The 25,781-nt window shown below is 57.7% G+C and carries 32 protein-coding genes; 20 read left to right on the top strand and 12 right to left on the bottom strand.

Translation table 11 applies throughout. The annotated features are described in order from the left end of the window. The first annotated feature begins 56 nt into the window (after positions 1 to 56). Both AC0V6Q_RS08255 and AC0V6Q_RS08250 read left to right on the top strand, forming a co-directional pair. Complete coding sequence (locus AC0V6Q_RS08255) at positions 57 to 665, top strand: YbhB/YbcL family Raf kinase inhibitor-like protein (protein WP_486167913.1); 609 nt, start codon at positions 57 to 59, stop codon at positions 663 to 665. A gap of 44 nt (positions 666 to 709) precedes the next feature. Then, complete coding sequence (locus AC0V6Q_RS08250; protein ID WP_298308976.1) at positions 710 to 961, top strand: SWIB/MDM2 domain-containing protein; 252 nt, start codon at positions 710 to 712, stop codon at positions 959 to 961. A 72-nt stretch (positions 962 to 1,033) separates the two neighbouring features. Here AC0V6Q_RS08250 and AC0V6Q_RS08245 read toward each other — a convergent pair whose 3' ends face one another. Continuing rightward, a complete protein-coding gene (locus AC0V6Q_RS08245; RefSeq protein ID WP_486167912.1) occupies positions 1,034 to 1,441 on the bottom strand; it encodes a DoxX family protein in 408 nt (135 codons plus the stop codon). Positions 1,442 to 1,599: 158 nt separating this feature from the next. Between AC0V6Q_RS08245 and AC0V6Q_RS08240 the strand changes: the two genes are divergently transcribed. Further along, entirely contained in the window at positions 1,600 to 2,934 is a 1,335-nt protein-coding gene (locus tag AC0V6Q_RS08240; protein ID WP_486167911.1) for a dipeptidase, read from the top strand. 1 nt (position 2,935) lies between these two features. On the opposite strand, the gene AC0V6Q_RS08235 is transcribed toward AC0V6Q_RS08240, so the two are convergent. Both AC0V6Q_RS08235 and dapD read right to left on the bottom strand, forming a co-directional pair. Beyond that, positions 2,936 to 3,088 carry a hypothetical protein gene (locus tag AC0V6Q_RS08235; protein ID WP_486167910.1) on the bottom strand — a complete coding sequence of 51 codons (153 nt, stop codon included), beginning with the start codon at positions 3,086 to 3,088 and terminating at the stop codon, positions 2,936 to 2,938. A 59-nt stretch (positions 3,089 to 3,147) separates the two neighbouring features. Further along, positions 3,148 to 3,969 (bottom strand): 2,3,4,5-tetrahydropyridine-2,6-dicarboxylate N-succinyltransferase, encoded by an 822-nt coding sequence (dapD, locus tag AC0V6Q_RS08230; protein ID WP_486167909.1) that lies wholly within the window; start codon positions 3,967 to 3,969, stop codon positions 3,148 to 3,150. 165 nt (positions 3,970 to 4,134) lie between these two features. Here dapD and AC0V6Q_RS08225 point away from each other — a divergent pair, with 165 nt between their 5' ends. After that, positions 4,135 to 6,606 (top strand): S8 family peptidase, encoded by a 2,472-nt coding sequence (locus tag AC0V6Q_RS08225; protein WP_486167908.1) that lies wholly within the window; start codon positions 4,135 to 4,137, stop codon positions 6,604 to 6,606. 21 nt (positions 6,607 to 6,627) lie between these two features. On the opposite strand, the gene AC0V6Q_RS08220 is transcribed toward AC0V6Q_RS08225, so the two are convergent. From AC0V6Q_RS08220 to AC0V6Q_RS08205, 4 genes are all read right to left on the bottom strand, one after another. Then, on the bottom strand, positions 6,628 to 7,698 hold the full coding sequence (locus tag AC0V6Q_RS08220) for a phosphotransferase family protein (RefSeq protein WP_486167907.1): 1,071 nt from the start codon (positions 7,696 to 7,698) through the stop codon (positions 6,628 to 6,630). Between the two features lie 71 nt (positions 7,699 to 7,769). Continuing rightward, complete coding sequence (locus AC0V6Q_RS08215) at positions 7,770 to 9,104, bottom strand: acyl-CoA dehydrogenase family protein (RefSeq protein WP_034958554.1); 1,335 nt, start codon at positions 9,102 to 9,104, stop codon at positions 7,770 to 7,772. Between the two features lie 95 nt (positions 9,105 to 9,199). Continuing rightward, complete coding sequence (locus AC0V6Q_RS08210) at positions 9,200 to 10,639, bottom strand: MFS transporter (RefSeq protein ID WP_486167906.1); 1,440 nt, start codon at positions 10,637 to 10,639, stop codon at positions 9,200 to 9,202. Further along, the gene (locus tag AC0V6Q_RS08205) at positions 10,639 to 11,514 is read right to left on the bottom strand and encodes an SDR family NAD(P)-dependent oxidoreductase (RefSeq protein WP_486167905.1); all 876 of its coding nucleotides are present in this window, start codon (positions 11,512 to 11,514) and stop codon (positions 10,639 to 10,641) included. Before AC0V6Q_RS08205 ends, AC0V6Q_RS08210 begins: the two co-directional genes overlap by 1 nt. A gap of 189 nt (positions 11,515 to 11,703) precedes the next feature. On the opposite strand from AC0V6Q_RS08205, the gene AC0V6Q_RS08200 reads away from it, so the two are divergent. From AC0V6Q_RS08200 to AC0V6Q_RS08190, 3 genes are all read left to right on the top strand, one after another. Then, positions 11,704 to 12,897 (top strand): acyl-CoA dehydrogenase family protein, encoded by a 1,194-nt coding sequence (locus AC0V6Q_RS08200; RefSeq protein ID WP_486167904.1) that lies wholly within the window; start codon positions 11,704 to 11,706, stop codon positions 12,895 to 12,897. Positions 12,898 to 12,981: 84 nt separating this feature from the next. Continuing rightward, positions 12,982 to 14,121 carry an acyl-CoA dehydrogenase family protein gene (locus AC0V6Q_RS08195; RefSeq protein ID WP_486167903.1) on the top strand — a complete coding sequence of 380 codons (1,140 nt, stop codon included), beginning with the start codon at positions 12,982 to 12,984 and terminating at the stop codon, positions 14,119 to 14,121. A gap of 15 nt (positions 14,122 to 14,136) precedes the next feature. Next, the gene (locus AC0V6Q_RS08190; protein WP_486167902.1) at positions 14,137 to 14,943 is read left to right on the top strand and encodes an SDR family oxidoreductase; all 807 of its coding nucleotides are present in this window, start codon (positions 14,137 to 14,139) and stop codon (positions 14,941 to 14,943) included. Positions 14,944 to 15,019: 76 nt separating this feature from the next. On the opposite strand, the gene AC0V6Q_RS08185 is transcribed toward AC0V6Q_RS08190, so the two are convergent. The 4 genes from AC0V6Q_RS08185 to AC0V6Q_RS08170 all read right to left on the bottom strand — a co-directional run bounded on the left by AC0V6Q_RS08185 (position 15,020) and on the right by AC0V6Q_RS08170 (position 17,033). Beyond that, positions 15,020 to 15,415, bottom strand: a complete 396-nt coding sequence (locus AC0V6Q_RS08185; protein WP_486167901.1) for a dihydroneopterin aldolase — start codon at positions 15,413 to 15,415, stop codon at positions 15,020 to 15,022. 8 nt (positions 15,416 to 15,423) lie between these two features. Next, the gene (gene gmk, locus AC0V6Q_RS08180) at positions 15,424 to 16,068 is read right to left on the bottom strand and encodes a guanylate kinase (RefSeq protein ID WP_486167900.1); all 645 of its coding nucleotides are present in this window, start codon (positions 16,066 to 16,068) and stop codon (positions 15,424 to 15,426) included. Positions 16,069 to 16,129: 61 nt separating this feature from the next. Then, positions 16,130 to 16,489, bottom strand: coding sequence for a hypothetical protein (locus tag AC0V6Q_RS08175; protein WP_486167899.1), 360 nt, complete (start codon positions 16,487 to 16,489; stop codon positions 16,130 to 16,132). 13 nt (positions 16,490 to 16,502) lie between these two features. After that, positions 16,503 to 17,033, bottom strand: coding sequence for an SspB family protein (locus AC0V6Q_RS08170; RefSeq protein ID WP_486167898.1), 531 nt, complete (start codon positions 17,031 to 17,033; stop codon positions 16,503 to 16,505). A 150-nt stretch (positions 17,034 to 17,183) separates the two neighbouring features. On the opposite strand from AC0V6Q_RS08170, the gene hisB reads away from it, so the two are divergent. From hisB to pal, 13 genes are all read left to right on the top strand, one after another. Beyond that, positions 17,184 to 17,789, top strand: a complete 606-nt coding sequence (hisB, locus tag AC0V6Q_RS08165) for an imidazoleglycerol-phosphate dehydratase HisB (RefSeq protein ID WP_486167897.1) — start codon at positions 17,184 to 17,186, stop codon at positions 17,787 to 17,789. Beyond that, on the top strand, positions 17,782 to 18,408 hold the full coding sequence (gene hisH, locus AC0V6Q_RS08160) for an imidazole glycerol phosphate synthase subunit HisH (RefSeq protein ID WP_486167896.1): 627 nt from the start codon (positions 17,782 to 17,784) through the stop codon (positions 18,406 to 18,408). The genes hisB and hisH overlap by 8 nt, the downstream gene beginning before the upstream one ends. Beyond that, positions 18,405 to 19,133 carry a 1-(5-phosphoribosyl)-5-[(5-phosphoribosylamino)methylideneamino]imidazole-4-carboxamide isomerase gene (hisA, locus tag AC0V6Q_RS08155; protein WP_486167895.1) on the top strand — a complete coding sequence of 243 codons (729 nt, stop codon included), beginning with the start codon at positions 18,405 to 18,407 and terminating at the stop codon, positions 19,131 to 19,133. Before hisH ends, hisA begins: the two co-directional genes overlap by 4 nt. A 3-nt stretch (positions 19,134 to 19,136) precedes the next feature. After that, positions 19,137 to 19,442 carry a hypothetical protein gene (locus AC0V6Q_RS08150; RefSeq protein WP_486167894.1) on the top strand — a complete coding sequence of 102 codons (306 nt, stop codon included), beginning with the start codon at positions 19,137 to 19,139 and terminating at the stop codon, positions 19,440 to 19,442. Then, the gene (hisF, locus tag AC0V6Q_RS08145; RefSeq protein WP_486167893.1) at positions 19,439 to 20,239 is read left to right on the top strand and encodes an imidazole glycerol phosphate synthase subunit HisF; all 801 of its coding nucleotides are present in this window, start codon (positions 19,439 to 19,441) and stop codon (positions 20,237 to 20,239) included. Before AC0V6Q_RS08150 ends, hisF begins: the two co-directional genes overlap by 4 nt. Positions 20,240 to 20,254: 15 nt before the next feature. Then, positions 20,255 to 20,569, top strand: coding sequence for a phosphoribosyl-ATP diphosphatase (locus tag AC0V6Q_RS08140; protein WP_486167892.1), 315 nt, complete (start codon positions 20,255 to 20,257; stop codon positions 20,567 to 20,569). A gap of 15 nt (positions 20,570 to 20,584) precedes the next feature. Continuing rightward, positions 20,585 to 20,962 carry a histidine triad nucleotide-binding protein gene (locus AC0V6Q_RS08135; protein ID WP_486167891.1) on the top strand — a complete coding sequence of 126 codons (378 nt, stop codon included), beginning with the start codon at positions 20,585 to 20,587 and terminating at the stop codon, positions 20,960 to 20,962. Between the two features lie 115 nt (positions 20,963 to 21,077). Further along, entirely contained in the window at positions 21,078 to 21,533 is a 456-nt protein-coding gene (locus AC0V6Q_RS08130; RefSeq protein WP_486167890.1) for a YbgC/FadM family acyl-CoA thioesterase, read from the top strand. Between the two features lie 7 nt (positions 21,534 to 21,540). Next, positions 21,541 to 22,257 carry a protein TolQ gene (tolQ, locus tag AC0V6Q_RS08125; RefSeq protein WP_486169279.1) on the top strand — a complete coding sequence of 239 codons (717 nt, stop codon included), beginning with the start codon at positions 21,541 to 21,543 and terminating at the stop codon, positions 22,255 to 22,257. Next, on the top strand, positions 22,257 to 22,703 hold the full coding sequence (locus AC0V6Q_RS08120; RefSeq protein WP_486167889.1) for an ExbD/TolR family protein: 447 nt from the start codon (positions 22,257 to 22,259) through the stop codon (positions 22,701 to 22,703). The genes tolQ and AC0V6Q_RS08120 overlap by 1 nt, the downstream gene beginning before the upstream one ends. 12 nt (positions 22,704 to 22,715) lie before the next feature. Next, positions 22,716 to 23,459 carry a hypothetical protein gene (locus tag AC0V6Q_RS08115; RefSeq protein WP_486167888.1) on the top strand — a complete coding sequence of 248 codons (744 nt, stop codon included), beginning with the start codon at positions 22,716 to 22,718 and terminating at the stop codon, positions 23,457 to 23,459. Positions 23,460 to 23,475: 16 nt separating this feature from the next. Further along, positions 23,476 to 24,870 carry a Tol-Pal system beta propeller repeat protein TolB gene (tolB, locus tag AC0V6Q_RS08110; RefSeq protein ID WP_486167887.1) on the top strand — a complete coding sequence of 465 codons (1,395 nt, stop codon included), beginning with the start codon at positions 23,476 to 23,478 and terminating at the stop codon, positions 24,868 to 24,870. A gap of 107 nt (positions 24,871 to 24,977) precedes the next feature. Continuing rightward, entirely contained in the window at positions 24,978 to 25,508 is a 531-nt protein-coding gene (gene pal / locus AC0V6Q_RS08105) for a peptidoglycan-associated lipoprotein Pal (RefSeq protein ID WP_486167886.1), read from the top strand. A 64-nt stretch (positions 25,509 to 25,572) separates the two neighbouring features. Here pal and AC0V6Q_RS08100 read toward each other — a convergent pair whose 3' ends face one another. After that, positions 25,573 to 25,728: a hypothetical protein gene (locus AC0V6Q_RS08100; protein WP_486167885.1), complete on the bottom strand. Its 156-nt coding sequence runs from the start codon at positions 25,726 to 25,728 to the stop codon at positions 25,573 to 25,575. Between the last annotated feature and the right edge of the window lie 53 nt (positions 25,729 to 25,781).

Genomic DNA, 25,781 nt, shown 5'->3' with positions numbered 1-25,781 from the left:
TCTCTCGTTTTGCCCCCGTGTTCGGACTAGCACCATAGGGATGGAAAGACAGAATCATGCCTGATTTGCCTGACTGGCTCACCAACGCCCAATCTGGAATGGGCCTGCCCGAAGCGGCGCGTCACCCTGGGCTCGCGATTGCGACCCTTGGCGATGCAAAGACGCTTGGCAAAGGCGGGTTCAAGCTTTGGAGCCCTGCTTTTGAAGGCGGGGAAGAGCTTGATCCTTGCTTTACCGCTGTCGAAGAAGACGCTGTGGCCCCGCCGCTGGAATGGAGCGCACCTCCGCCCGGCTCGCAAGAGATGGTAATCATCGTCGAGGAAGCTTCAAGCGAGGGCGACACGCCAGCTTGCCAATGGGTGGTCTGGGGACTGCCTGGCCAAAAAGGAGAATTGCTTGAGGGCGAAGTGCCGCCCCGGGCTGGCAAAAACGCGGTCGGCAACTCCGACTGGCTCTTGCCTGATCCGCCCATTGGCGAGACACGCCATTACGTTTTTCAGATTTTCTCCACAGACTTGCCGCTGACAATCATGCCGGGGGCTAGCGTGGAGGAAGTCAAGAAAGCAATACAAGGTTTCGTGACCGGCTGCGCAATGCTGTATGCGCCTTTTACAGGTGTTGAGGCGGCGGATGCTGATTTTGAAGATGATTTTGATTTCGACTAATTTTGATTTTGACTGAACTGCCATAAATACAAGGGAGACTAACCATGGCTGGCAAGACAAACGCACTTCAGAAGCCCGTAACACTTTCAGGCGATCTTGAAGCGGTAATCGGCAAAGGCCCGATGACCCGCGCTCAGGTAACCTCAAAGGTTTGGGAGTATATCAAGGCAAACAGCCTTCAGGATTCCAAAGACAAGCGTCAGATCAATCCAGACGGCAAGCTTGGCGCAGTGATCGGCAAAGACCAGATCTCTATGTTCAAGATGACGGCTGCGGTTTCAAAGCACCTTAGCTAAGATCTGAAAATAAACACGGCCAGGCCGGCGGCGCGATGCGAGAAGTACCGCGCCGCCGGCTTTGCTTTTTGGTCAATTGGTTCTGGACCGCATAGACCACGGCATGGGTGTGTCGCTCACCCAAAGAGCAAGCCAGATGATCACCGGCTGCGCAATCATGCGGGGCACGTGATAGGCCAAACCCAGACCGCCATCTTCGCGTGCCATGTCGATGATGAAATGATTGATATTGGCAGGCCAAACACACAGCGCATAAAGCGCAAGGCCAATCCCGCCTGCCTGTCTCAACCGCTTATGAAATGGCTGGGCGAGGGCAATCGCGCCGAGCAATTCGGCAATGCCAGTCCAGAAAACGACCTGTTCCGGAAAGGGAATGGCCCCGGGCATGATCGACAGGAACGGCTCAGGCTTTGCCAGATGCATGTATCCTGCAAAGCCGTAAAACAGGCTCAAGATGATGCGAAGAACTGTTTTTGCCATTGTGTCATGCCCCGCTTGATGCCTGGACGCGGCATCGAAATGCATTTGTCAGTTCAGATGGGCGCTAATGCCCGATTGTTGGATTAATTCGCGCGCGCTACCTTATGATCGGTTACACATTGTATGACGAGCCGAGTTTACCGGGAGAGCCCCTAATTATGCAACCTATTGCCTGGCCCCTTACCGCGATCGCTGCGGTTTTGAGTTCGCCTCTATCCGCGCAAGATGCAGCGCCAACACCCGATGTGGATGGTCAGGAAGCCTCGGCTCCGGAACCTGCCCCACCCCTTGATCCCGCACTTGAAGAGGCGTTGATTGCGCTGGAAGTGGCCCCTGTTTTTGATGGGCACAATGACGTCCCCTACCAATTGCGGATCAGGAACGACAACCAGTTAGGCGGCTTTGACTTTACCGACACAACCGGCACGGGCGAGGATCACCCGGATGGCCGCATGATGCACACCGATCTGAACCGCTTGGCAGAAGGCCGCGTGGGAGCACAATTCTGGTCGGTGTTTGTCTCGGTGAACCAGACCGAGGCAGAGGCGGTGCGCCAGACGCTCGAACAGATCGATGTGATGAAACGTCTGATCGACCAATATCCTGCGCAATTGGCATACACCGATACAGCCGATGCGATCGAGTTCGCGATGGCCAACGGGAGGATCGCCTCCATCATCGGGATGGAGGGCGGTCACTCCATCGGTTCAAGCCTCGCGGTGCTTCGCCAGATGTATGATCTGGGCGCGCGCTATATGACGCTCACCCACTTCCAGAACACGCCTTGGGCCGATAGCGCGACCGATAATCCCGAGCACAATGGGCTCACCGATTTTGGCAAGGATGTGGTGCGCGAGATGAACCGGCTCGGCATGCTGGTCGATCTCAGCCATGTCAGCGAAAAGACGATGATGGACGCGCTCAATGTGGCGCGTGCTCCGGTGATTTTCAGCCATTCTGGCGCGCGCGCGGTCAACGGTCATTCGCGCAATGTGCCTGACACGGTGCTCACGCGCTTGCCCGAGAACGGCGGTATTGTGATGGTGGATGCGGTGCCCGGCTATCTCAATGAAGAGCGGCGCGTTTGGTTTGCCGAGCGTGTTGCTGTCGAGGCGCGGCAAAAGTCACTTTTTCCAGGCCAGCCCGAATTGATCGAGATGGCAATGGCGGAATGGGATTCGCAAAATCCGGAGCCGGAGACCACAATCGGACATATGGCCGACCACATTGATCATATCCGCGACCTGATCGGCGTCGAATACATCGGAATCGGAGGAGATTTTGACGGCATTCCTAACGGTCCTGTCGGCTTTGAGGATGTCAGTGACTACCCGCAGCTTTTCGCCGAATTGGTCAGGCGCGGTTACAGCCAGGTCGAGCTCGAACTTATCGCAAACCGCAATATCCTTCGCGTCTTGCGTGAAGGAGAACGTTACGCTGCGAGTGTAAGGGACCAGCGCCCGATTGAGACGCTGATCCCTGTAAGCGATTAAGTCAGCCGTAGAGAGCTGGAATAATCCAGATGAGGCTCATCGCTATGACGGCAAACAGCAGGCTGAAGGCCAGAACATAGCGAAGCACACCCGGAGTGCTTGCTGCACGGGCATCGTCATCTTCAATGTGGATTGCGTCTTTATCGTCGGCCATGTGTCCCTCGTTTTGTTCTCTAATACAAACTAATGGGTGAACCGGCCCATAGTTCCGGCTTAGTCCCGCAAAAGCTCGTTAATGCCGGTTTTGGAACGGGTCTGTGCATCCACGGTCTTCACAATCACCGCGCAGGCAAGCGATGGACCACCGTTTGGATCTGGCAGTGTTCCGGGCACAACGACAGAGTAGGGAGGAATTTGCCCTTTGATGATTTCGCCTGTGTCGCGGTAAACGATCTTGGTCGACTGCGTGATGAAAACGCCCATCGCCACAACGCATCCCTCGCCAACGATGACGCCCTCGACGATCTCTGAACGCGCGCCGATAAAGCAATTGTCACCGATGATTGTTGGGTTTGCCTGCATAGGCTCGAGCACCCCGCCGATCCCTGTACCTGCTGATATGTGGCAGTTTTTACCGATTTGAGCGCAGGACCCGATGGAACCCCATGTGTCGACCATCGTGCCTTCACCGACATAGGCTCCGATGTTCACAAAGCTTGGCATCAGAACGCAGCCCGGCGCGATGAAGGAGGCATGACGGGCAATCGCACCTGGAACCACGCGGATACCAGCCTCAGCATAGCGGGCCTCGTCCCAGCCTTCGAACTTGCTCGGGACTTTATCGTAAGCTGGCGCTCCCGCAGAGCCGCCATCCATGATGCGGTTGTCATTGAGGCGGAACGACAAAAGTACTGCTTTCTTAAGCCATTGATTGACCTGCCACCCGCCATCAGATGTTGGCTCTGCGACCCTTGCCTCGCCGCTGTCGAGAAGCTCAAGCGCCTGCTCAACCGCGCCGCGCACCTCGCTTTGCGGGGTTATTGTATCGCGCGCTTCCCATGCTTGTTCGATGTCATTGATGAGGGTGTCAGTCATAAATACTCCAGAATAGAGGCGCGTTTGGCGAAGAAAGGGGGCGGCATGAAAGCAGCAAGCGTCCGATACGCAGTTGCTGCTAGCCCGTGATGAGCAGCCCGGCAAGGTTGCGGTGATAGCAAAATTTGCAGGAGCCCGGCTGGGTGAACGCAAAGGAAAACTCGGATGTCTGTTACCTCTTGGCTGCTTGCCGGTGCCTCAAAACGGGTCTCGGTTTTTTGTGAGCGAGCAAAGCGTCAAGGGCGGTCTGAATTCGCCTTCGCGGGAATTGAGACCGAGCATCGCGTCTTATCACCGATCGTCCGGAAAACCGTTGGCGTTGCGGCTGCTTGCGCGGCGCTGTCGGCGTGCGGCGGTGGCGGAGGCGGGCAAGGCATTAGCAATCTGCCGCCTCCTCCGCCGGTTTCCCCCATACCAACTCCGCCGCCGCCCCCACCTCCGCCAGTCACGTCTTTTGATACGGCCGAGGTTAGGCGCTCAGACGGACCTGGCTTCCACAGCGCAGAAGTCGCCTGGCTTGGTGGAAGTACGGGCACAGGCGAGATCATCGCCATTGTCGACACCGGCCTCGACACAGACAGCCCCGAGTTTGCGGGGCGTTTGCACCCGGATTCTCAAGATGTAACCGGTTCCGGACGCGGGGTTGATCCCGAAGATGACCACGGCACCAATGTGGCACTTATCGCAGCAGCTGCCCGTAACGATGTCGGTGTGCTTGGCATTGCCTTTGACGCGCAGGTTTTGGCGCTCAGGGCGGATCGACCCGGATCTTGCGGCACTGATACCCCGCAGGACGCCAGCCTTGGGTGTGTCTTTGCCGACAGCGATATTGCGCGCGGCATTGATGTGGCGGTTGCGGCGGGTGCGGCGGTCGTGAACCTGAGCCTTGGCGGAAGTGCGGCCTCACCCGAATTGCAAGACGCGGTGCGCCGGGCTTCTAACGCAGGCTTGGTTATCGTGGCGGCAGCTGGAAATGATGGACTGTCGGCTGATGAGGTGGACGAGTTCTCGCGCACCATCATTAACGCTGGCGGTGACAATGTCATCATCGTGGGGTCGGTCAACGAAAACGGTGACATGTCCGGTTTCAGCAACCGCGCAGGCCAGTTTGCCGAAAACTATATCGCTGCGCGCGGAGAGCGAATTTGCTGCGTCTATGACGACGGCGAACTGTTCGTCGAAAACATCGATGGGCAGGAGTTTGTGACCCTGTTTGGGGGCACCAGCTTTGCAGCACCTCAAGTAGCGGGGGCGGTCGCCTTGTTGGCGCAAGCCTTCCCCAATCTAACGGGACAGGAGATCGCGGAAATCCTGCTGGATACCGCGCGCGATGCGGGCGCGGTTGGTACGGACAATGTGTTTGGCACGGGCATTTTGGACATTGGCGCGGCATTCAGGCCGATTGGAACAACAAGTATCGCAGGAACAGACCGGGTGCTCGCGCTGGCTGATAATTTCGCCATTGGCTCTGCGGCTATGGGCGATGCATTGAACAGCGCGTCACTCACCACGATTGTGACCGACCGATATGATCGCGCCTTTACTGCACAACTGGGCCGTAACACGCGCAACGCACCCCAACTGCAACGCCTTCGCGCCGCGGTGGGGCAGGGCTCCCGTACGCGTGTCGGCGGGAGCGATCAGCTATCGGTTGCTGTTACCGTTGGGGAAGGGCGGAGAGCTGCTGGGATTGGTTGGGCTCAAGACCTGCAGCTCTCCAGCGAAGAGGCCTTTGGTGCGCGCGTTCTTGTTGGTCAGGTGTTGGCGCGCATTGCGCCGGAAATGCAGGTTGGTTTTGCGATATCCCAAAACGCTTCTGGTCTGGTGGCACAGCTTCAAGGCGCAAGCCGTGGTGCGTTTCAAATCGCGCCCGAGGCTGGCCATGACAGCGGCTTTTCAGGCGATAGCGAGATCGCCATTGCCACAAGGCGAGAAATTGGAAATTGGGGCGTAACACTATCGGCGCAGCGCGGTCGTGCGTGGCTTTCCGATTTCAGGGGTGCAAGCGACGCCATAAATGGCCGAACAGACCGCAGGCCAACAACACAAGTCGCGCTCGCAGCGGATCGTCAATGGGCAGGATTTGACCTTAACGCTGGCGCGACGATCTTGCTCGAAGAAGACACGCTGCTTGGTGCGCACTTCAACCCGTTTCTGGGTCTTCAAGGCGCCCAAAGCGTGTTTCTCGACGGAAGAGTATCAAAGGTTCTGAGCGAGCATTGGCGGGTAGGAGCAAGCTACAGGTCCGGCTTTACCCGCCCACGAGGCGGCGCAGTGATCGGCGCAGGTTCTCAAATCAATACGGCAGGATGGTCATTCGACGTGACCCGCTTCGGGGTGTTCTCGAAGTCCGACGGCCTTGGTCTTCGCTTGAGCCAGCCTTTGCGGGTGAGCGGCGGCGCGCTGCAATTGGAGCTTCCGGTGGACTACGATTACGCCACTGAAAGCGCTGTTCTCGGGCGACAGGCATTGTCTTTGACCCCATCTGGCCGCGAGATCATTGGCGAGCTTGGCTGGAGCGGGCGTCTGCCTGTAGGTACGGTTTCGACCAGCATCTATTACCGCAATCAACCCGGCCACTTCCGCGACGCGCCAAGTGATATTGGCGCGCTTGTATCGGTTAGCTCATACTTCTGAAGACGACGAAGCGGCGATGATCTATTTGGGCATTCCGGCTTCAAGGGCGAATTGATACGCCCGGTCCACCAGCGGCGCGACGCGGTCGCTCATAGACTTGGCGTGGGCGGAGGATGCGGTTCCGTCAATGACGCGCTTCTTGATGCCCTGAATAATGCCTGCAAGCCGGAAGAGGTTGTACGCAAAATACCACTCCATCGGCGGCACCGGATAACCCGTGCGCGCGACATAGCGGTCAACCGCTTCTTTCACCGAAGGGATGCCTAGTGCCTCAAGATCAAGACCCAAGAGCCCCGCACGCCCGTCACCGGGCTGGAACCAGTTGAGCATGAGGTAGGAGAAATCGGCAATTGGATCGCCCAATGTCGACAACTCCCAATCGAGCACAGCGATGATGCGCGGCTCGGTCTTGTGGAAGATCACGTTGTCGAGACGGTAATCACCGTGAACAACGCTGCTTTCGTGCTGCGGTGGAATCGTCTGAGGCAGCCATTCGATCAGCCGCTCCATCTTGGGCATATGCTCTGTTTCAGAGAGCTTATATTGCTTTGACCAGCGCGCAATTTGCCGCGCGCAATAGTCGGTTGGTTTGCCATAGTCGCCAAGACCGATTTCCTCGGGCTTGTTGAGGTGCAGATCGGCCATTGTATCGATCAGAGCGTTGTAAAGCTCGCGCCGCTGCTCTGGCTCCATGCCCGGAAGCGAGCCATTCCAAAGCGAGCGTCCATCCGCCATGCTCATAACGAAGAATTTGGAGCCAATGACGTCTGTGTCCTCGCAAAGGCCATAGGTTTTGGGCACGGGGAAGCCGGTGGGGTGAAGCCCCGTCATCGCGGCATATTCGCGGTCCACGGCGTGCGCAGAAGGCAGCAATTTGCCAAAGGGTTGGCGGCGAAGGACGTAGTTGGTCGAGGGAGTTTCGATCTTATAGGTCGGGTTCGATTGGCCACCCTTGAACTTGGTGTAGCTGATCGGACCTTCGAACCCTTCGACATTGGCCTCAAACCAAGCGGTAAGAGCCTCAAGGTCGAGCTTGTCCTTGTCAGTCACCTCAACGGTGCCGACCATTTCCTTGTCGAAATCGATTTCCATCAGACGTCCCTGCTGTTTTTCATTACCGCTTGAGTGGGAGGCGTCGCCACGAATGGCGACGCCTCATCCAATCAGCGTGCTACGCCCATGTCGCCTGAGCTAAAGCTGCTTCCATCATTGGCAGCCTTTGCGCCGCCGCGAAGAGCGTTGGCAGTTGGCCCTTCATTGGGCGCGTGCTTGCCAAATTCCATCCGAGCGATGGAACGCGCGTGCACTTCATCAGGACCATCCGCGAGGCGCAGTGTGCGCTGATGCGCGTAAGCGTTGGCGAGGCCGTAGTCGTTTGACACACCGCCGCCGCCGTGGGCCTGGATCGCGTCATCAATGATCTTCAGGGCCATGTTCGGCGCTTGAACCTTGATCATGGCGATCTCTTGCTTGGCCGCTTTGTTGCCGACCTTGTCCATCATGTCCGCGGCTTTCAGGCACAGGAGACGGGTCATGTCGATGTCGATGCGGGCACGCGCAACGCGCTCTTCCCAAACCGAGTGCTTGTAGATCGGCTTGCCAAACGCTTCCCGCTCTTGCAGGCGCTTGCACATCTTCTCCAGCGCCTCTTCAGCAACGCCGATCGTGCGCATGCAGTGGTGGATACGGCCTGGACCAAGGCGCCCTTGAGCGATCTCGAACCCGCGACCTTCGCCAAGAAGCATATTGGTGACAGGAACGCGAACGTCCTTCATTTCCACTTCCATGTGGCCGTGCGGGGCATCGTCATAGCCAAAGACCGGCAGGTGACGGATGATGTTCACACCCGGCGCATCATTTGGCATGAGCAGCATGGATTGCTGAGCATGGCGACCAGCGGTCGGGTCGGTCTTACCCATCACGATTGACACTTTGCAGCGCGGATCGCCGAGGCCTGAAGACCACCATTTGCGGCCATTGATGACGTATTCGTCGCCATCGCGCTCAATGCGTGTTTCGATGTTAGTCGCGTCGGATGAAGCGGTGAAGGGCTCCGTCATAAGGAAGGCAGAACGGATTTCGCCGTTCATGATCGGACGCAGCCACTGTTCCTTTTGCTCAAGCGTACCGTAGCGGTGGAATACTTCCATATTACCGGTATCGGGTGCAGAGCAGTTGAACACTTCCGAAGCCCAGCCAATGCGGCCCATTTCTTCGGCACAAAGAGCATATTCGAGGTTGGTGAGGCCGGGACCTTCGAACTCGAACGTTTCTTCGACGTGATGGTGGCCGTCATTGCGCGGAGGCATAAAGAGGTTCCAAATACCCTCTTCCTTGGCGATAGCCTTCTTGTCTTCGATAATCTGGATGACTTTCCAACGGTCACCTTCGGCGTCCTGCGCTTTGTAGACATCCATGTTCGGGCGCACGTGCTTTTCGATGAAATTGCGTACGCGGTCGCGCCAATAGACCTGGCGTTCTGTGGGTTCAAAATCCATTTCGGGGTTACCTCTCTTGCCTCAATCGGTTTGTAGAAATTTGAATTTACCGTGGCATGGCTTTGCGCCTGCGCCAAGGGCTCTTTTGGTGTAATTTATGCAGCACTCTTGCTCAGCCGTTGAACACGCGCCTCGTGTTCTTGGCGGGTGATGGGGAAACGCCACAGCCAATAGGCCGAATTGGCCAGCAGAGCCGCCGTCCCAAGGGCATAGAACAGCACAAGATTGCCGATGACGGCTTCCGGCACTTCGCCCGGTTTTGCATCTGTTGCAAATTGGATGGCGGTCAAAAACTGTCCGGTGATGAAAATGCCAAGACCCGTTGCGCACTTTTGGACAAGCCAGTTACCCGAGTAAAATGCACCCTCTGCGCGGCGACCGGTGCGCTCCAGATAGGCTTCGACAATTTCGGCCAACATGGATGACGCCGAAATCAGGGTCACAATGGAAAGCGTATTGCCGACAAGCAGCATTGCATAAAGGATCGCGGCTGACACCAGTGTGTCGAGTGGTGGCCAAAATCCGAAATACAGCGCCATGTAGGGAAGCAGCGTAAAGATGGCCGTCCCAAGGGCGGCCAAAGCCGCGCTCACCGGTTTGCCATACCGTGCGTGCATCGGCCCCACGAGGAAGAACATCGCAAAGGCCGATATCGCAAGGATCAAAGGATACAGGCTGAGCGCGGTGATGCTTTCAGGCAGACCGGGAATGACCACCGTGTCCAGCCGCCAGATATATGCGGTCACGTAAGGGGTGAGCGAGAAGCTGATCCCTTGATTCACATAAGCGGTGAGCGCGCCTGCCGCAAAAATGAGGAAGGCGCGTTCTTTGAACGCTTCGGTGATTTCGCTGAAACAGGCTTTTAGTGTGAAAGGCTCTGGTTTTACCTCGGGCAAACGGGCAAGCACCTTGTGCTGTCCCAAAGCCGATCCGATGACCGAGACAACCATTAAGATGCCGCCGAAAATGGCGAAATCCTGATAGCCCTCGCGGTTGAGCTGTCCGTTCTCGCCCGCAAGAAAGATCGTATACGACAATGTCAGCATCAAAATTCCGCCCAGCCATCCTTCGATATAGCGGAAGCGGAAGAGCGTTGTGCGCTCGTCATAATCGGCGGTGATTTCCGGGATGAGCGAGGCAGAGGGCACTTCGCAGCAAGACAACAGCACACGGACGACCACAGCAATCCCGAGCAATTCCCAAAACGTTGGCACGCTGCCGCCCGGCGCTGACCATAACACCACCCAGGCAAAGGCGAGCGGGACGGGCGCTGCGTAAAGCCACGGCAATCGTCTGCCCCATTTGGTGTAAGTGCGGTCGGATAAATTGCCGAGGATGGGATCAACCACCGCGTCAATCAGTAGGGCGCAAAGCAGCGCCAGACTGACGAGAGAGGCATCCATGCCCATGACCTGGCTGTAATAGAACAGCAGGAAGAACTGGAACCCTATGTCTTTCACGCCAAAGGCGACAGCGCCGAAGCCGTGGATCAGCTTGAATTTTGTAGGAATGGGCCCCTGAATTGCGCTTTGCATCAGCTGGCTGCCGCTTCGCTCGCCTGCGCGGCAGCCTTGGCTTCCTCTTCCATCTTCTTAAGGCCCGCAAACAAAGTCTCTTCCTCTTCGTCCCAGCAATGGCGCGGTCCGATGGTGATGCCGCCATCTACGATAAGCGAGGTGCCGGTCACAAAGCCTGCCGCATCGCTGGCCAAATAGGCGACAGCCTCTGCGATATCGCTGGGCTGACCGCCGCGCTTTACCGGCTGCGCGTTGGAAGACATCTGCGCGATCATGCCTTTGGCAGCCGTTTTCATCTCTTCGGGCACTTCGATCGAGGCAGTAAAGATGTTGGTGTTGATGAAACCGGGTTGCACAGCATTCACGCGGATATTGTACCGCGCAAGGTCGGCTGCTGCGCATTTGGTGAGGTGCAGAACGCCGGCTTTTGCCACGGCATATGCGGTGGGCGAATATCCCGGACCAACCGCCGCAACGCTCGAAACATTGACGATAGAGGCGCCTTTGCGCCCCTTCATGTGCGGGGCCGCATAACGGATGCCAAAGGCGACAGAGCGAAGGACCAGGTCCATCGTCATATCCCATTCCTCAGGCTCGATCTCATCAATCGAGGGGCGTGCGCCGCCTGCGGCTGCATTGTTGAACACCACATCAATCCCGCCAGTTTCAGCAGCAGCGTGATCCATCAGCGCTTTGATCGATTGGGGGTCGGTCACATCACAATGAACGAAACGGACATCGCCTTGCGTTTCGGCGGCAAGTGTCTTCCCGCCTTCTTCATCAACATCACTGGCGAAAACCACTGCGCCTTCACGGGCAAAGAGCCGCGCACTTTCAGCGCCAATTCCTGACGCAGCGCCAGTGACGACTACGGTTCTCCCTGAGAATCGCATAATCCCATTTCCTCTCTCAATCTCGATTTGCAACCTAACGGGAAGCACAGGGCCGTCAACGCTCATGCAAGTGACGTTACGGAATGCCGATGTTTGCAAAATTCGCGCGTTTGGAAGCTTGCAGGCGACGCGCAAATGACCATAACGTAAGCGTCAACTAGGGATCAAATGAGAGAGGAGTCGGCCAACATGTCCGATCTTGAGAACTTCCGCGAAGAGACGAAGCGCTGGCTTGAAGCCAACTGCCCCGAAGAAATGCGCAAGCCTGTTCGCGATGATAGCGACGTTTACTGGGGTGGTCGTAACGCCACTTTCAAAAACGACGCGCAAAAGGCATGGTTCGAGGCTGCCCGCGACAAGGGTTACACCGTGCCATCATGGCCCAAGGAATATGGCGGCGCTGGACTCTCGCCCGCTGAAGCCAAAATCCTGCGCCAGGAAATGGCCGCGATTGGCGCGCGTCCTCCGCTCAGCTCTTTCGGCATCTGGATGCTCGGCCCGGCGCTTCTCAAATTTGGCACCGAGGGCCAGAAGAAGCGTTTTCTCAACGAAATCGCACGCGGCGAAATTCGCTGGTGTCAGGGCTATTCCGAGCCCGGCTCAGGCTCCGACCTTGTCTCGATGCAGACATACGGCGAAGATCAGGGCGATCACTGGGTGGTGAACGGCCAGAAAATCTGGACTTCTTATGCCGACAAGGCCGACTGGATTTTCTGCCTTGTACGCACCAACAAAGACGACAAATACAAGGGCATCACCTTCATGCTCTTCGACATGGCGGGTGAGGGTGTGACCACCAAGCCGATCCTGCTGATCAGCGGCAACAGCCCGTTTTGCGAGACCTTCTTTGACAATGTGAAAGTGCCCAAGTCTTACGGCGAAGACTGCCCCGGCTACGTCGGGGAAATCAATCGCGGTTGGGATGTGGCGAAGTACCTTCTTGGTCACGAGCGCGAGATGATTTCTGGCATGGGTGGCGGTGATCGCACCACCGCTATCGGCACCGCGATGAAGCGTCACGCTGGCAAGAACGGCGATGAACTCGATCCGATCCTGCGCAGCGAAATGGCTCTGTTTGATGTGGACGCGCTCGCCTTCACCGCGATGGCGGAAAAGTTCATGGACGAGATGAAAGCGGGCAAGGGCCACCCGGCACAGCCCAACATGATGAAATACGCCGGCACCGAGATCAACAAGCGCCGCCATGAGCTAATGATGAGCGCTGGCGGTTCGCGCAGCCTTGAATGGGAAAGCGAAGAAACGCGCGGCGGTAAGCCTTCGCGTGAGTGGCTTCGCACCAAGGCAAACTCGATTGAGGGCGGCACTTCGGAAGTGATGCTCAACGTCATTTCGAAGCGTATTCTTGAGCTGCCAGGCGGATAAAATACGCGGCTGAACGACGATAAAAAATGTACTGCCGCGCGCTTCGCTGCTCACGAGCGGGGCGGCGGTTTGGGAGAACAAACAATGCCTCTGTTCCTTGACGAAGATCAGGCGATGCTCGCCGACAGCGCCTCCGGCTTCATGGCCGAAGAAGGCAACATCAACAAACAATTGCGCCATTGGCGTGACCGCGATTGCAAAGACGGTTTTGGCCACGGGCTGTGGAAGCAAATGGCCGAAATGGGCTTTACCGGAATGCTGGTTGCCGAAGACGACGGCGGGCTTGGCATGGGCCATGTCGAAGCGGGGATCGTGCTCGAAGAGATCGGTCGCAATCTGACGCCTTCGCCGTTCCTGACCTCGTCTGTTCTTGCCGCAACCGCGCTTGGCCATGCATCATCCGACCTCAAAGGTCGCTACCTTCCAGGGCTCATTGAAGGGGACAGCGTCTTTGCGGTTGCCATCGATGAAACTGCCAAACACCGGCCAAGCCGCATTGCGACAAAGGCGGAAAAGTCTGGCAATGGCTTCAAGCTCACCGGCTCCAAAAGCTTCGTCATCCAAGGCGCAAGCTCGGACATGATCGTTGTCGCTGCTCGCACCAGCGGCTCGGATGAAGACGAGCACGGGATCACCCTCTTCGCCGTTCCGAAGGACGCGAACGGCATGAGCCAAAACCCGGTTCGTCTTGTCGACAGTTCCATGGCCAGCCACATCGCCTTCGACGGCGTAGAGCTTGATGGTGATGCTGTCATCGGCGAGGTCGATGGCGGACGTGAAGTCTTGAACGCCATGCTCGCCGCGGGCCGTGTGGGCGCTGCTGCCGAAGGCGTTGGCGTTGCCCAAGGGGCGATGGATATGACCGTCGATTACCTCAAGCAGCGCAAGCAGTTTGGCAAGATGATCGGTGAGTTCCAGGCGCTACAGCACCGTGCAGCCCACCTCTATTCCGAGGTTGAAATCGCTCGCGCTGCAACGATCAAGGCTCAGCAATTGCTCGACGAAGGCGCCCCATCTGCTGATCTTATGACATCCGTTGCCAAGGCAAAGGTTTCCAAAGCCGCTGGCCTTGCGGTCAAGGAAGGCGTCCAGATGCACGGCGGGATCGGCATGACCGACGAATACGACATTGGCCTCTACATGAAACGCGACCGGGCACTGCAGGAGTTCCTCGGCGATGCGTACTTCCATGCCAATCGCGTGGCTGAGCTTAGCGGCTACTAAGAGAGAGAATAACACATGGATATCAATTCACTTTTCAGCCTTGAGGGACGCGTTGCCCTTGTCACAGGCGGTTCGCGCGGCATTGGCAAAATGATTGTCGAAGGCCTCCTCGCAGCAGGTGCGGAGCGCGTTTACATCTGCGCACGGAAAAAAGAACAAGTCGACGCGACCACCGCCGAGCTTGGTGACAAAGTCATCGGACTTGTTGCCGACCTTAGCCAGATGGACGGCATTCAAGCGCTCGCCGACGAGATTGCTTCGCGCGAGGACAAGCTCGACATTCTCGTGAACAATGCCGGCGCTGCATGGGGTGAACCCTTCACCAAGTTCAGCGAAGCGGGCTGGCACCGCACGATGGATCTGAACGTCAAAACCCCGTTCTTCCTGACCCAGAAACTACACGGGCTTCTCAAAGCGGCTGGTACGGTTGAGCGCCCAGCAAAAGTGCTTATGATCGCTTCGATTGACGGTATGAAAACCAACCCTTGGCCGACCTACCCTTATCAGGCGTCGAAAGCCGGCCTTATCCATCTTACTCGCCGCATGGCAGCCGAGCTTGTAAATGATAATATCATTGTCAACGGCATTGGCCCGGGCGCCTTCCCAAGCGAAATGAACAAGGCAGCGCGCGACAACCAAGATATGGTCGAACGCGGCATTCCGTCAAAGCGCGTGGGCGATACGATGGATATGGCAGGCGGCGCGATTTACCTGCTCAGCCGCGCAGGCGATTATGTGGTGGGCACGACCCTTGCCATCGACGGCGGCGTGGTGAACGCCAATGTGGGGGCTGGCAATTTTGTCGACCCATCGGGCGAGTAATTCCGCCACCGCATTAAAACACAAAAGCCCCGCCTAACCAGCGGGGCTTTTTGGTGTGGAGATAGGGGCGGACGCTCTAGTTGAGGCTGTCCAACTCCGCGCGGTCAAGCGAAAGCGTCACGCCAAGAGTACCGGTCTTGCGGCCTTCGGGTCCAATGCGCACCGGGCGTTTGTAAAGCTTAAGCCAAATGGCCTGGATCGCAGGCTCGAGTGCGCACGCCTTCGCAATGCGCGAGAGCAGATATTCCTGCGTCTCGTAATGGCCATCGCGTGCCAGCGCCTCAATTGCAGCGATCAGCGGGTCGTAGTCGTAAATCCGCTCCATCGCGTCTTTATCAACCAGCACAAGAGCCGGGTCGATTGTAAGCGTCGCATCCAGTAAATGCGCCTCTGGCACTACGTCGCCGGGGGCATAGGTGCCAAGATCAAGCGGGAGCTCCAGCGCTTCAAGCACTATGGTGGCGTGAGCCATAAAAGGGTTCACCCCATCAATTCGCGCACAAACGGGATAAGCCCCGTTTGGCGCGTGCGGCGCATGCGTTCTGCGTCGAGTATCTTGCGCACCTGGGCAAAGCAGTCCCCCATATCGTCATTAACGACGACATAGTCATACTCTGCCCAGTGGCTGATTTCATCGCGCGCGCGCTGCATTCGGCCATCGATCACTTCGGCGGTGTCCTGTCCGCGGCTTTCAAGACGGCGGCGCAACTCGGTGAGGCTGGGGGGAAGAACAAAGACTGTGACGACGTCTTGGTCGTCCTTCTGCTTCAATTGCTGCGTGCCCTGCCAGTCAATGTCGAACAGATAATCCTGTCCGCGTTTCAGGCCCTCACGGATCGCACCCTTTGGCGTGCCATACCGGTGATCGAATACGGGCGCCCATTCGTAAAAGTCGTCTTCTTCGATCATGCGATCAAATTCTGCATCGGAGACGAAGTAGTAGTCCTTGCCATCGACCTCTCCGGGACGTGGAGGACGGGTGGTGGCGGAAACCGACAACTGGATGTCTTCATCCTGGGCAAGCAATTCGCGCGACAAGGTGGTTTTGCCCGCGCCAGAGGGCGAGGAAAGGATGAAGAGTAGCCCACGGCGGGCGAGTTTATCGGTGCTCTTGATATCGCTCATCGGCTGTGCCCTTGCGCGCGGCTGAGATTTAAATCAAGTGCCACGCAAAGGTTGCCAGCCTCTATCGCCCGCGTTTCGCGCGTCTTTCACGCACCGCCTTGCCTCTTTCATAGAGCGATTTTGCCAGAAGCCCGCCAGCAACAAGGCCAAGCCCTGCGCGCGACTTCGTAGCGAGGCGTGAAGCGCCATAAAGACCCACCGATGTCAGCAATGATCGGCCATCGACCGCATCGCGTACTCCCGTCTCGCGCTTTTGTTTGTCGACTGCCAAAAGGTCGGCATTAACGCGCCCGCGCATCCGGTCGGCGAGCCCGCGCAGCACGATCTCGGCAATGGCAAGGTTGACCGCTGTCCCTGTGGTGGGCGCAGGGGGAAGCTTGCTTTTCTTGGGTGTTTTAGCGGGCTTGGCAGATTTGCTCATGGGTTCACCGACCCTATTTCTTACGCCCGAAATCGACGGTCACAACATTCGAGCCGCCGTCCTCGCCGGAGCCCTCTTCGCCGCCAACTTGCGGGCTGACCTTGGCCGTTGCAGCGGCGGTCTCCCCATCGTTTTCGGCAAGGTCATGCTCTTCGGGTTGAAGCTCGTCACCGGAGGCTTGGAATTGCAGGCCGAAATCGACCGCCGGGTCCACAAATGCCGTGATTGCGGCAAAGGGAATGTCGAGCTTTGCCGGGATTTGGTTGAAGGAAAGACCAACACCAAATCCATCATCGCGCACTTCAAGCTCCCAGAATTTATTCTGGAGCACGATGGTCATTTCATCGGGGAAGCGTTCGCGCAGGTGGTCGGGGATCGATACGCCTGCCGCTCCTGTCTTGAAAGTGATGTAGAAGTGGTGATTGCCCGGAAGCTCGCTCCCGCTGGCGACAATTTCGCCGAGCACACGCCCAACAACGGCGCGAAGCGCTTCTTGTACGATCTCATCATAGGGGATGAGGCTGTCGGGTGTTTCATCAGTCATTACAGGATTTATTCGTGACGAGAGGCGCGCCCTTGGTCAAGCACTTCGTGCAAGAATGGCCGTCACATTTCATAAGCCAAGCAAATGCGCGACCAATTCTCCGGGTGTGAGCGCTTGCATGCGAGTGCAGCGGGTTTATAGGCTCTCACTATGAGCAATGCACCGCGCACAGGCAAAGTCGAGCGGAAAACCGCTGAGACGTCGATTCTGATCAATGTCGATCTGGACGGGACCGGGAAATATGATGTTTCCACCGGGATTGGCTTTCTGGATCATATGGTTGAGCAGTTTTCCAAGCATTCTCTCATTGATGTGACGATGAAGGTCGAAGGCGATTTGCATGTCGATCAGCATCACACGACCGAAGATTCGGCGATTGCTTTGGGGCAAGCTTTGACGCAGGCGCTTGGCGATAAGGCAGGTATTGGCCGTTATGGCAGTGCCTATTCGCCGATGGACGAGACATTGAGCCGCGTGGCGCTCGACATTTCCGGCCGGCCCTATTGCGTGTGGAACGCCAAGTTTTCTCAGGAGAAACTGGGCGAATGGGACACTGAGCTGATCCAGCACTGGTTTGAAAGCGTTGCGCAATCAGCGGGCCTGACGCTGCATCTGGAGCTACTCTACGGCACCAACAACCACCACATTTGTGAAAGCCTTTACAAGGGCTTTGCGCGCGCGATGAGAATTGCGGTTGAGCGCGACCCAAGGAAGGGCGAGGCAATCCCTAGCACCAAAGGGCAGCTTGGTGGGTAACACGGTTGCCCTGATCGACTACGGGGCAGGCAACCTCCATTCGGTGCACAACGCACTCAAAGCGGTGGGCGCGAATGTGCGCGTCACAGCGGATGCCGATTTGGTACGCAAAGCCGATCGCATTGTGCTTCCCGGTGTTGGCGCGTTCAAGGCGTGCGCGGATGGTCTTCGCGCTGTGCCTGGCATGGTTGAGGCGCTTGAAGAGCGGGTCAAGAACGGCGGCGCGCCTTTCCTTGGAATTTGTGTCGGCATGCAACTGCTTGCGGACCGTGGGCTTGAACATGGCAGCCACAAAGGGCTCGGCTGGATTCCCGGTGAGGTCAAGCTCATTACTCCGCACGATCCGGCGATCAAAATCCCGCATATGGGCTGGAATGATGTCGCGCTGATGCCCCATGCAAAACACCATGAGGTTGTGGAGGCGGGCGAGGCCTATTTCCTCCATTCCTATCATTTTGTCGCCGAAGACCCCTATCATGTAACGGCTCTGACCGATCACGGAGAAGGGCTTGTCGCGGCGGTAACGCGCGGCAATATTTGCGGGGTGCAATACCATCCTGAGAAAAGCCAAGATTTCGGGCTGGCGACCCTCGCACGTTTTCTGGAGTGGAAACCATGATCATATTCCCGGCCATCGACTTAAAAGGCGGTGAAGTCGTGCGGCTTGCCGAGGGCGATATGGACCGCGCCACAATCTATGGCGATGACCCGGCGGCCCAAGCGATGATCTTTGCAGAAAGCGGGGCAGAGCACCTGCATGTGGTTGACCTCGACGGTTCGTTCGCGGGCGAGGCGCGCAATGTCGAAGCGGTCAAAGCCATTATCGAGCAATTCCCCGGCTATGTGCAGCTTGGCGGAGGCATCCGCGATGCGAGCGCAGTGGAAGGTTGGTTCAACCTTGGCGTTGCCCGCATTGTTATGGGCTCAGCGGCGCTCAAAGACCCTGAATTCGTGAAAGAAATGGCCCGCGAATGGGAAGGCGGTATTGTCGTTGCCGTGGACGCGAAAGACGGCATGGTCGCAACCGAAGGCTGGGCTGAGGTGTCCGATGTGCCGGTGGTGGACCTTGCGCGCCGGTTTGAGGATGCAGGCGTTGCCTCGCTTCTCTTTACCGATATTGGCCGCGATGGCTTGCTCAAAGGCGTCAACATTGATGCGACAGTGGAGCTTGCCCAGCGCGTCGACATTCCCGTGATTGCCAGCGGCGGGGTGAAGGGCATTTCCGACATCCACATCCTCTCAATCCAAGCGCACCTTGGGATTGAAGGCGTGATCACGGGGCGAGCGCTCTATGAGGGCAAGCTTGATCTGGCCGCCGCAATCCAGATGGGCGCGCGGGCCTGACCCATGCGCTTGATCGGCTTCCTTTTTCTCATTTTTAGCGCCCTGGGTGGCTATACCGTTTCCGGCGGTTATTTTGAGGTGGCGCTGATTAATGCCGTTATCTTTCTGGTGCTGGCCTTATGTGTAGAGCGCTTTCTCGCTCCCAGGTTTGGCCAAAATGGAGTCGTTTACGGAATGGGTGGCGCCTTTTTCGTCAGCCTAATCTGGCCAATGGCGTTTATGCCTGTGATTGTGGGTCCAGCCTGCGCAGGCGAGGGCTGTTCAGAAAATGACGTGATGTCAGCAACATCAGGAGCACCAGCGCCGTGACCGTCCGTATCCGCGTCATCCCTTGCCTCGACGTCGCCGATGGGCGCGTTGTCAAAGGCGTCAACTTCGTCGATCTCAAAGACGCTGGCGATCCTGTTGAACAAGCGCGCGCCTATGATGCGGCAGGCGCAGATGAGCTGTGCTTCCTCGATATCTCTGCCAGCCACGAGGGACGCGGTACACTGCTCGATATCGTCAAGCGCACGGCAGAAGTGTGCTTTATGCCGCTGACCGTGGGCGGCGGGGTGCGCAGCGTCGAGGATGCGCGCGCGCTTTTGCTGGCGGGGGCAGATAAGGTTGCGATCAATTCGGCGGCGGTCGCTCGGCCAGAGCTGGTGAGCGAGATCGCCGAGAAATTCGGCAGCCAGTGCGTGGTCGCGAGTGTTGATGCGCGGCGGGTTGCGCCAAAGGTTCCCATGATGGGCGAAAAGCCCGAGGCGGGCCCTCGCTGGGAAATCTTCACTCACGGCGGGCGCAAACCCACCGGGATTGACGCGGTAGAATACGCCAAGAGGGTCGCAGAATTGGGCGCAGGCGAATTGCTTGTCACCTCCATGGACGGCGACGGGACGCAGGCAGGTTATGACTTGGAGCTTACCCGAACAATTGCGGACGCTGTCTCCATCCCCGTTGTCGCCAGTGGGGGCGTCGGCAATCTGCAACACCTTGTGGACGGCGTGACCAAAGGCGGGGCGAGCGCGGTTCTTGCTGCCTCCATCTTCCACTTCGGCACGCATTCCATCGCAGAGGCGCACGACGCTTTGCGACAAGCAGGCTTGCCTGCGCGCAGCACTTGAGGAAAGAGGGCGGATATGGACACACTCAAACGCCTTGAAGCCACGATTGCGGAGCGCATGGGCGCCTCACCGGACAGCTCTTACGTGGCGAAACTGAACGCCAAGGGCGTGAGCAAGATCGCCCAGAAGGTCGGCGAAGAGGCGACCGAAACAGTGATCGCGGCGGTTTCCGGCTCGAGCCAGGAACTGGTCAGCGAAAGCGCAGACCTCCTCTTCCACCTCCTCGTGCTGCTCAAGGCCAAAGGCGTGGGGCTGGACGAAGTGTGCGCAGAACTTGACCGTCGAGAAGGCCTGTCAGGGCTCGACGAAAAAGCTCAAAGAACTCAATGACGCGGAGCGACTAAGATGCCCATCGACCCAACGCTTCCCTATGATCCGAACAACATTTTCGCCAAAATCCTGCGCGGGGAAATCCCTTCGAATAAAGTCTATGAGGACGAGTGGGCCTATGCGTTTGAGGACATCAACCCTCAGGCCGAAGTGCACACACTGGTCATCCCCAAAGGCGAATATGTGAGCTGGGACGATTTCAGCACCAAAGCATCCGATGCGGAAATCGGCGGATTTGTGCGTGCCGTGGGCGCCGTTGCCCGGGCTAAAGGCTTGGTGGAGCCAGGTTATCGCCTGCTTGCCAATATCGGCGTACATAGTGGGCAAGAAGTCCCGCATCTGCACGTCCACATCTTTGGCGGGCAGCCCCTGGGGAGGATGATCGGCGCATGATCGCCTGATCGAGCGCTCGCCTTACCGTATGGGCGATTCATTCTGTCGACATTCATGTCAGTCCATGCAGTTGCGGCTGGAATGCTGGAACCACACGCGCTAACTCACTCGTCTTATGGTTAAACCAACTCTTCCGGGAGGTATCCTCGATGGACCGCGACACCTTTATGCGGTGCGCGTCTATTACGAGGACACAGATTTGTCCGGAATAACCTATCACGCCAACTACTTGCGCTGGTTTGAGCGGGCGCGTTCGGACTTGCTGCGGATGCTGGACATTGATCAGCGCGCCGCGATTGAAGCGGGGGAAGGCGCATGGGCTCTATCCGAGGTGAATCTCAAATATCTGCGTCCTGCACGGCTTGATGACGATGTTGTGATCGAAACCACCTGCACTGAGCTTGGCGCAGCGTCGTGCCGGATGCACCAGATCGCGCGGCGCAATGGCGAGGCGCTTTGCGAGGCAAACCTTCGCGTCGGCTTTATCTCTCTCGATGGCCGCCCCAAACGACAGCCAGCCGGATGGCGCGCGGCATTTCAGAATTTCATGGACCAGAAGGACAATTCATAGCGTGGATTTGAACCAACTAAGCGCTGTTGCAGCCGAGACCGCAGGCAATGTGGCGGGTGCGACCCGGCTCGATCCGGTGGAGCTGTTTCTTGACGCCGACATCGTAGTGCAGGCCGTGATGATCGGCCTGATCCTCGCCAGCATCTGGAGCTGGGCAATTATTGTCGCCTTCTTCCTGAGGCTCGGCAAACTGAACAGCGCATCGCGCGAATATGAAGGCGATTTCTGGTCGACCAATGACCGCGAGGGCGCTTTGTCCAAAAGCAAGCGCGCCTCTATCCCTTCCGCCCGTGTGGCAGGGGCCGGGCTGGATGAATGGAAGCGCTCGACCAAGAATGGCTCCCCTGACCGGGGTGCGGCGCGCGAACGCATCGGCCAAGCCATGGAAAGCCAGGTTGCCGAGGAGGCAGATGAACTTGCAGGCAAGCTCACCTTCCTTGCAACCACGGGTTCGGTCGCGCCCTTCGTTGGCCTGTTTGGAACCGTGTGGGGGATCATGAACAGCTTCTTCCAAATCGGTGAAACGCAATCCGCATCACTTGCAGTCGTTGCGCCTGGCATTGCCGAGGCGCTTTTTGCGACCGCAATCGGCCTTTTTGCAGCGATCCCGGCGGTCATTTTCTACAATCGCTTTTCAAATTCGGTGAACCAGTATGAGGCAAAGCTCCAACGCTTTGCCGACAAGGTTCACGCAGGGCTGAGCCGCGAACTGGATAAAGCGTAATGGGGATGGGCGTTGCCTCTTCCGGTCGCAGGCGGGGCAAACGCACCCGGCGCGACGCTATGGCCGAGATCAATGTCACGCCTCTGGTCGATGTGATGCTGGTGCTGCTCATCATCTTTATGGTGACCGTGACTCTGCCAGCGGTCGGCGTTCCGATCGAGCTTCCCGAAAGCCGCGCCAATCCGGTTGAGGAATTGCCCGATCAGGTGAACATCTCGGTCGACAATGCAGGGCGTATCTATGTCGAGGATGAGCCTGTGGTGGCAGGCGGTTTTGCCGATGCTCTGGCATCGATCCGCCGCGATGATGGCGAGCAGCCCGTGATCGTTCTTCGCGGTGATACGGCTCTAGATTACGGCAGAGTGATGGCTGTGATGGGCGAGCTGAACCGTGCAGGGTTCAAATCCATATCGTTGGTCACCGACGGTTCAGACGCAGCGCCATAGCGAACAGGAGCAATGACCCAAAGGACCTATCACAAAGAGGATGGAGCCGGCCTTGGTGTCGCTATCATCCTGCATGCTGCTCTCGCGGCGGTCCTTGTCATGCAATTTCAACAATCCAAACCGGTAACCTTCGGCGGAGACGGCGCGATTGCGGTCACGATCGAAGATGGCTTCGACGAAGCGGGCAGCTCAACCTCGCTTGGTATTCCCGATGCGCTTGATACGTTTGAGGAACCCACACCAGAAACGCCCGAAGTGGCCGAAGAGCCTTTGCCTGATGAAGCGCCAACCCGCGCAGATCCCGCGCCGCGTCCGCAGCCAACCCAGCGGGCCGAGAGAAATCCCTCTCAAACTTCTCGCGGGCAACAAACGGGCCAACGCGACAGCAACGGTGATACAGGCTTTTCCGACGCTTTTGGCGAAGGTGAAGGAACAGGCAGCGCAGAGGCGGTCAAGGCAGACATCAAGGTCAGCATCGGCCAGCAGGTTTCCCCGCAATGGAACCGCTGCCGTGTAACAGGGCTGGACATCGACAAGCTTAGCGCCACAGTCTCCTTCAGCATGGATCGCAGCGGCAAGATCACAAATATCGGTGAGCCCCGCGTGAGTGGCACCAACCCCAGCAATTCTGCGCAAGCCGGGCGATTTGGGGAATGTGCCGAGCGTGCGCTAAAACTGGTCGGAACTTTCCGCGGGCTTCCGCCCGAGCATTACGATTTGTGGCGCAATTACCAATTCAGATTTGTGAAGAAATAGGTTGAAACGGCAGAACATGAGAATTCTTCTTACCATTTCCGCACTCGTAGCGCTTGGCGCTGCACCGGCTTTGCATGCACAGGACGAGGGGACACCGTTCCCGGCAAGCGATGTCGCCGATGCGCAAAGTGACGATCAAGAGCCCATCGGCACGGAAACCGTTGTCGGTTCGCTTGACGGGGATGACTTGGAGATTGCGATTGCCGCTTTTGCGCCTGACCGCGATGTGGCGACTCCTGCCAATGCGAACGGGACCCGCGCTCTGGGTGTGGAATTGGCCCGTGTTATCACCGCAAACTTGCGCAATAATGGCCTGTTTCGGCCAACGGGTCCGGATGCTCTTCCGCGCCCTGAATTCGGGCAAATCCGCGCGCCCAGTTGGGGCGTTTGGACGCGCCGCGATAGCGAAATGCTGGTCCAGGGCTATGTACAGGCTCGCGATGACGGAAAGCTCGTGGTCGGCTGTTATCTGTTCGACGTGGCGCTTCAGGAAGAGTTGATCCGCGAAGGATACGTCGTTGTCCCTTCCGATTGGCGCCGCGCTGCGCACAAATGCTCCGACCTCATCTATGCGCGCCTGACCGGGGAAAGCCCGTTCTTCGACAGCCGAATCGCTTACATCGCTGAAACGGGTCCCAAGGATAACCGGGTAAAGCGTCTGGCTGTTATGGATTCAGACGGGGCAAACCACCGGTTCCTGACATTGGGCAGCGCAACCGCGCTAACCCCACGATATTCGCCTGATTATTCCAAGATCATGTATCTGTCCTACGTAGATGGGAACCCGCGCATCTATGTCTATGATATTGATAGCGGCAAGCAGACACTGGTGACAGAAAACCGCAACCCTACACTCGCGCCGCGATGGGCGCCTGATGGGGAGAGCATCCTGTATTCCATGGCTGTTGCAGGCAACACCGACATTTACCGCGTGTCCGTCAACGGAGGGCGGGCGACGCGCCTGACCGATACGCCTGGGATCGACATTGGCGGGTCCTATTCACCCGATGGCCGCCAGATCGTGTTTGAAAGCGACCGTTCCGGCACACAGCAATGCTATGTTATGAACGCCGACGGTTCCAACCAGCGCCGCATCAGCTTCTTCGGCGGCCGGTGCGCAACACCGGAGTGGAGCCCGCGCGGGGACCAGATTGCCTTCACGCGGATTGCCGGTGATTTCAATGTGGCTGTAATGACACCTTCTGGTGGTTCACTGCGCGTCCTGACCAACGGATGGCAGGACGAGGCACCGACCTGGGCTCCCAATGGTCGCATCATCCAATTCTTCCGGACTACGCGCAATTCAGGGCGTTCTTCGCTGTGGCAGGTTGATCTGACGGGCCGCAATGAACGGCGCTTGCCGACCCCTGTTGATGCATCCGACCCTGCGTGGGGGCCTATTCGTCCATAAACCTCACATAAATATACGCTTTGCTTATACCGTTGACCCTGTATCCTTGTGATCACTTACCCTTGCCCGCTCATCATTGCGCAGGCCAATAACCGGAGAGTAAACCTATGACCTTCTCTGCAAGCAAAACCGCCACTATTGTATTGATGACCTCTGCGCTCGCTCTTGGGGCCTGTGCAAAGAAGGCGCCTGAAGAGTTGCCTCCGGCACCTGTAACAGTTCCAACTCCAGCTCCAACGCAAACGGGGCCGACCGGACCTGTTGGCCCAACCGTTGGCACTCAAGGACATTTCGAACAGGCAGTGGGATCGTCAACGACGATCTTCTTCGACACCGACCGCTTTAACATTGACAGCACCGATGCCGCCGCTTTGCAGGCGCAGGCACAGTATTTCGCGCAATTCCCGCAAGTAACCTTCACCATCGAAGGACACACCGACGAGCGTGGGACACGCGAATACAACGTGGCTTTGGGTGAACGGCGCGCCAATTCGGCGAAGAACTATCTTGTCAGCCTTGGTGTCGACGCAAACCGCATTCGCACTGTCAGCTATGGCAAAGAACGCCCGGTAGCGCTCGCATCGAATGCGGCCGCTTGGGCGCAAAACCGCCGCGCGGCGAGCGTCATCATCAACTAGTCATTGGTGTTGAAAATTTGGCGCGCTCGCTCTCTTGTGGGGGCGGGCGCGTTTGTTTTGCGGCTTAGCGCACGTCTTCGATTTGGGAGAGGACTTGCAAAATCGAGCCTTCGCCGCTGCCAATGTGCAATTCGCGTTCGCTGCTCACGCGCGCGAACAGGCACAGGCAGACGAGCGCAAATACGCTAAACAGGCTGGAGATTTGCAATTGCTGGCTCATGAAACTGGCCTGATATCCCTTTGATCGAGCGAAGCTCTCTAACGAGCATAGGT

Source organism: Erythrobacter sp. S227, assembly GCF_057364925.1.
This window is presented reverse-complemented; position numbering and strand designations above follow the sequence as displayed.

What these genes read in the sequence shown, in the direction of transcription:
- AC0V6Q_RS08255 (WP_486167913.1), top strand. Translation starts at nt 57, where the DNA reads ATGCCTGATTTGCCTGACTGGCTCACCAACGCCCAATCTGGAATGGGC.
- AC0V6Q_RS08250 (WP_298308976.1), top strand. Translation starts at nt 710, where the DNA reads ATGGCTGGCAAGACAAACGCACTTCAGAAGCCCGTAACACTTTCAGGC.
- AC0V6Q_RS08245 (WP_486167912.1), bottom strand. Translation starts at nt 1,441, where the DNA reads ATGGCAAAAACAGTTCTTCGCATCATCTTGAGCCTGTTTTACGGCTTT.
- AC0V6Q_RS08240 (WP_486167911.1), top strand. Translation starts at nt 1,600, where the DNA reads ATGCAACCTATTGCCTGGCCCCTTACCGCGATCGCTGCGGTTTTGAGT.
- AC0V6Q_RS08235 (WP_486167910.1), bottom strand. Translation starts at nt 3,088, where the DNA reads ATGGCCGACGATAAAGACGCAATCCACATTGAAGATGACGATGCCCGT.
- dapD (WP_486167909.1), bottom strand. Translation starts at nt 3,969, where the DNA reads ATGACTGACACCCTCATCAATGACATCGAACAAGCATGGGAAGCGCGC.
- AC0V6Q_RS08225 (WP_486167908.1), top strand. Translation starts at nt 4,135, where the DNA reads ATGTCTGTTACCTCTTGGCTGCTTGCCGGTGCCTCAAAACGGGTCTCG.
- AC0V6Q_RS08220 (WP_486167907.1), bottom strand. Translation starts at nt 7,698, where the DNA reads ATGGAAATCGATTTCGACAAGGAAATGGTCGGCACCGTTGAGGTGACT.
- AC0V6Q_RS08215 (WP_034958554.1), bottom strand. Translation starts at nt 9,104, where the DNA reads ATGGATTTTGAACCCACAGAACGCCAGGTCTATTGGCGCGACCGCGTA.
- AC0V6Q_RS08210 (WP_486167906.1), bottom strand. Translation starts at nt 10,639, where the DNA reads ATGCAAAGCGCAATTCAGGGGCCCATTCCTACAAAATTCAAGCTGATC.
- AC0V6Q_RS08205 (WP_486167905.1), bottom strand. Translation starts at nt 11,514, where the DNA reads ATGCGATTCTCAGGGAGAACCGTAGTCGTCACTGGCGCTGCGTCAGGA.
- AC0V6Q_RS08200 (WP_486167904.1), top strand. Translation starts at nt 11,704, where the DNA reads ATGTCCGATCTTGAGAACTTCCGCGAAGAGACGAAGCGCTGGCTTGAA.
- AC0V6Q_RS08195 (WP_486167903.1), top strand. Translation starts at nt 12,982, where the DNA reads ATGCCTCTGTTCCTTGACGAAGATCAGGCGATGCTCGCCGACAGCGCC.
- AC0V6Q_RS08190 (WP_486167902.1), top strand. Translation starts at nt 14,137, where the DNA reads ATGGATATCAATTCACTTTTCAGCCTTGAGGGACGCGTTGCCCTTGTC.
- AC0V6Q_RS08185 (WP_486167901.1), bottom strand. Translation starts at nt 15,415, where the DNA reads ATGGCTCACGCCACCATAGTGCTTGAAGCGCTGGAGCTCCCGCTTGAT.
- gmk (WP_486167900.1), bottom strand. Translation starts at nt 16,068, where the DNA reads ATGAGCGATATCAAGAGCACCGATAAACTCGCCCGCCGTGGGCTACTC.
- AC0V6Q_RS08175 (WP_486167899.1), bottom strand. Translation starts at nt 16,489, where the DNA reads ATGAGCAAATCTGCCAAGCCCGCTAAAACACCCAAGAAAAGCAAGCTT.
- AC0V6Q_RS08170 (WP_486167898.1), bottom strand. Translation starts at nt 17,033, where the DNA reads ATGACTGATGAAACACCCGACAGCCTCATCCCCTATGATGAGATCGTA.
- hisB (WP_486167897.1), top strand. Translation starts at nt 17,184, where the DNA reads ATGAGCAATGCACCGCGCACAGGCAAAGTCGAGCGGAAAACCGCTGAG.
- hisA (WP_486167895.1), top strand. Translation starts at nt 18,405, where the DNA reads ATGATCATATTCCCGGCCATCGACTTAAAAGGCGGTGAAGTCGTGCGG.
- AC0V6Q_RS08150 (WP_486167894.1), top strand. Translation starts at nt 19,137, where the DNA reads ATGCGCTTGATCGGCTTCCTTTTTCTCATTTTTAGCGCCCTGGGTGGC.
- AC0V6Q_RS08140 (WP_486167892.1), top strand. Translation starts at nt 20,255, where the DNA reads ATGGACACACTCAAACGCCTTGAAGCCACGATTGCGGAGCGCATGGGC.
- AC0V6Q_RS08135 (WP_486167891.1), top strand. Translation starts at nt 20,585, where the DNA reads ATGCCCATCGACCCAACGCTTCCCTATGATCCGAACAACATTTTCGCC.
- AC0V6Q_RS08130 (WP_486167890.1), top strand. Translation starts at nt 21,078, where the DNA reads ATGGTTAAACCAACTCTTCCGGGAGGTATCCTCGATGGACCGCGACAC.
- AC0V6Q_RS08120 (WP_486167889.1), top strand. Translation starts at nt 22,257, where the DNA reads ATGGGGATGGGCGTTGCCTCTTCCGGTCGCAGGCGGGGCAAACGCACC.
- AC0V6Q_RS08115 (WP_486167888.1), top strand. Translation starts at nt 22,716, where the DNA reads ATGACCCAAAGGACCTATCACAAAGAGGATGGAGCCGGCCTTGGTGTC.
- tolB (WP_486167887.1), top strand. Translation starts at nt 23,476, where the DNA reads ATGAGAATTCTTCTTACCATTTCCGCACTCGTAGCGCTTGGCGCTGCA.
- pal (WP_486167886.1), top strand. Translation starts at nt 24,978, where the DNA reads ATGACCTTCTCTGCAAGCAAAACCGCCACTATTGTATTGATGACCTCT.
- AC0V6Q_RS08100 (WP_486167885.1), bottom strand. Translation starts at nt 25,728, where the DNA reads ATGAGCCAGCAATTGCAAATCTCCAGCCTGTTTAGCGTATTTGCGCTC.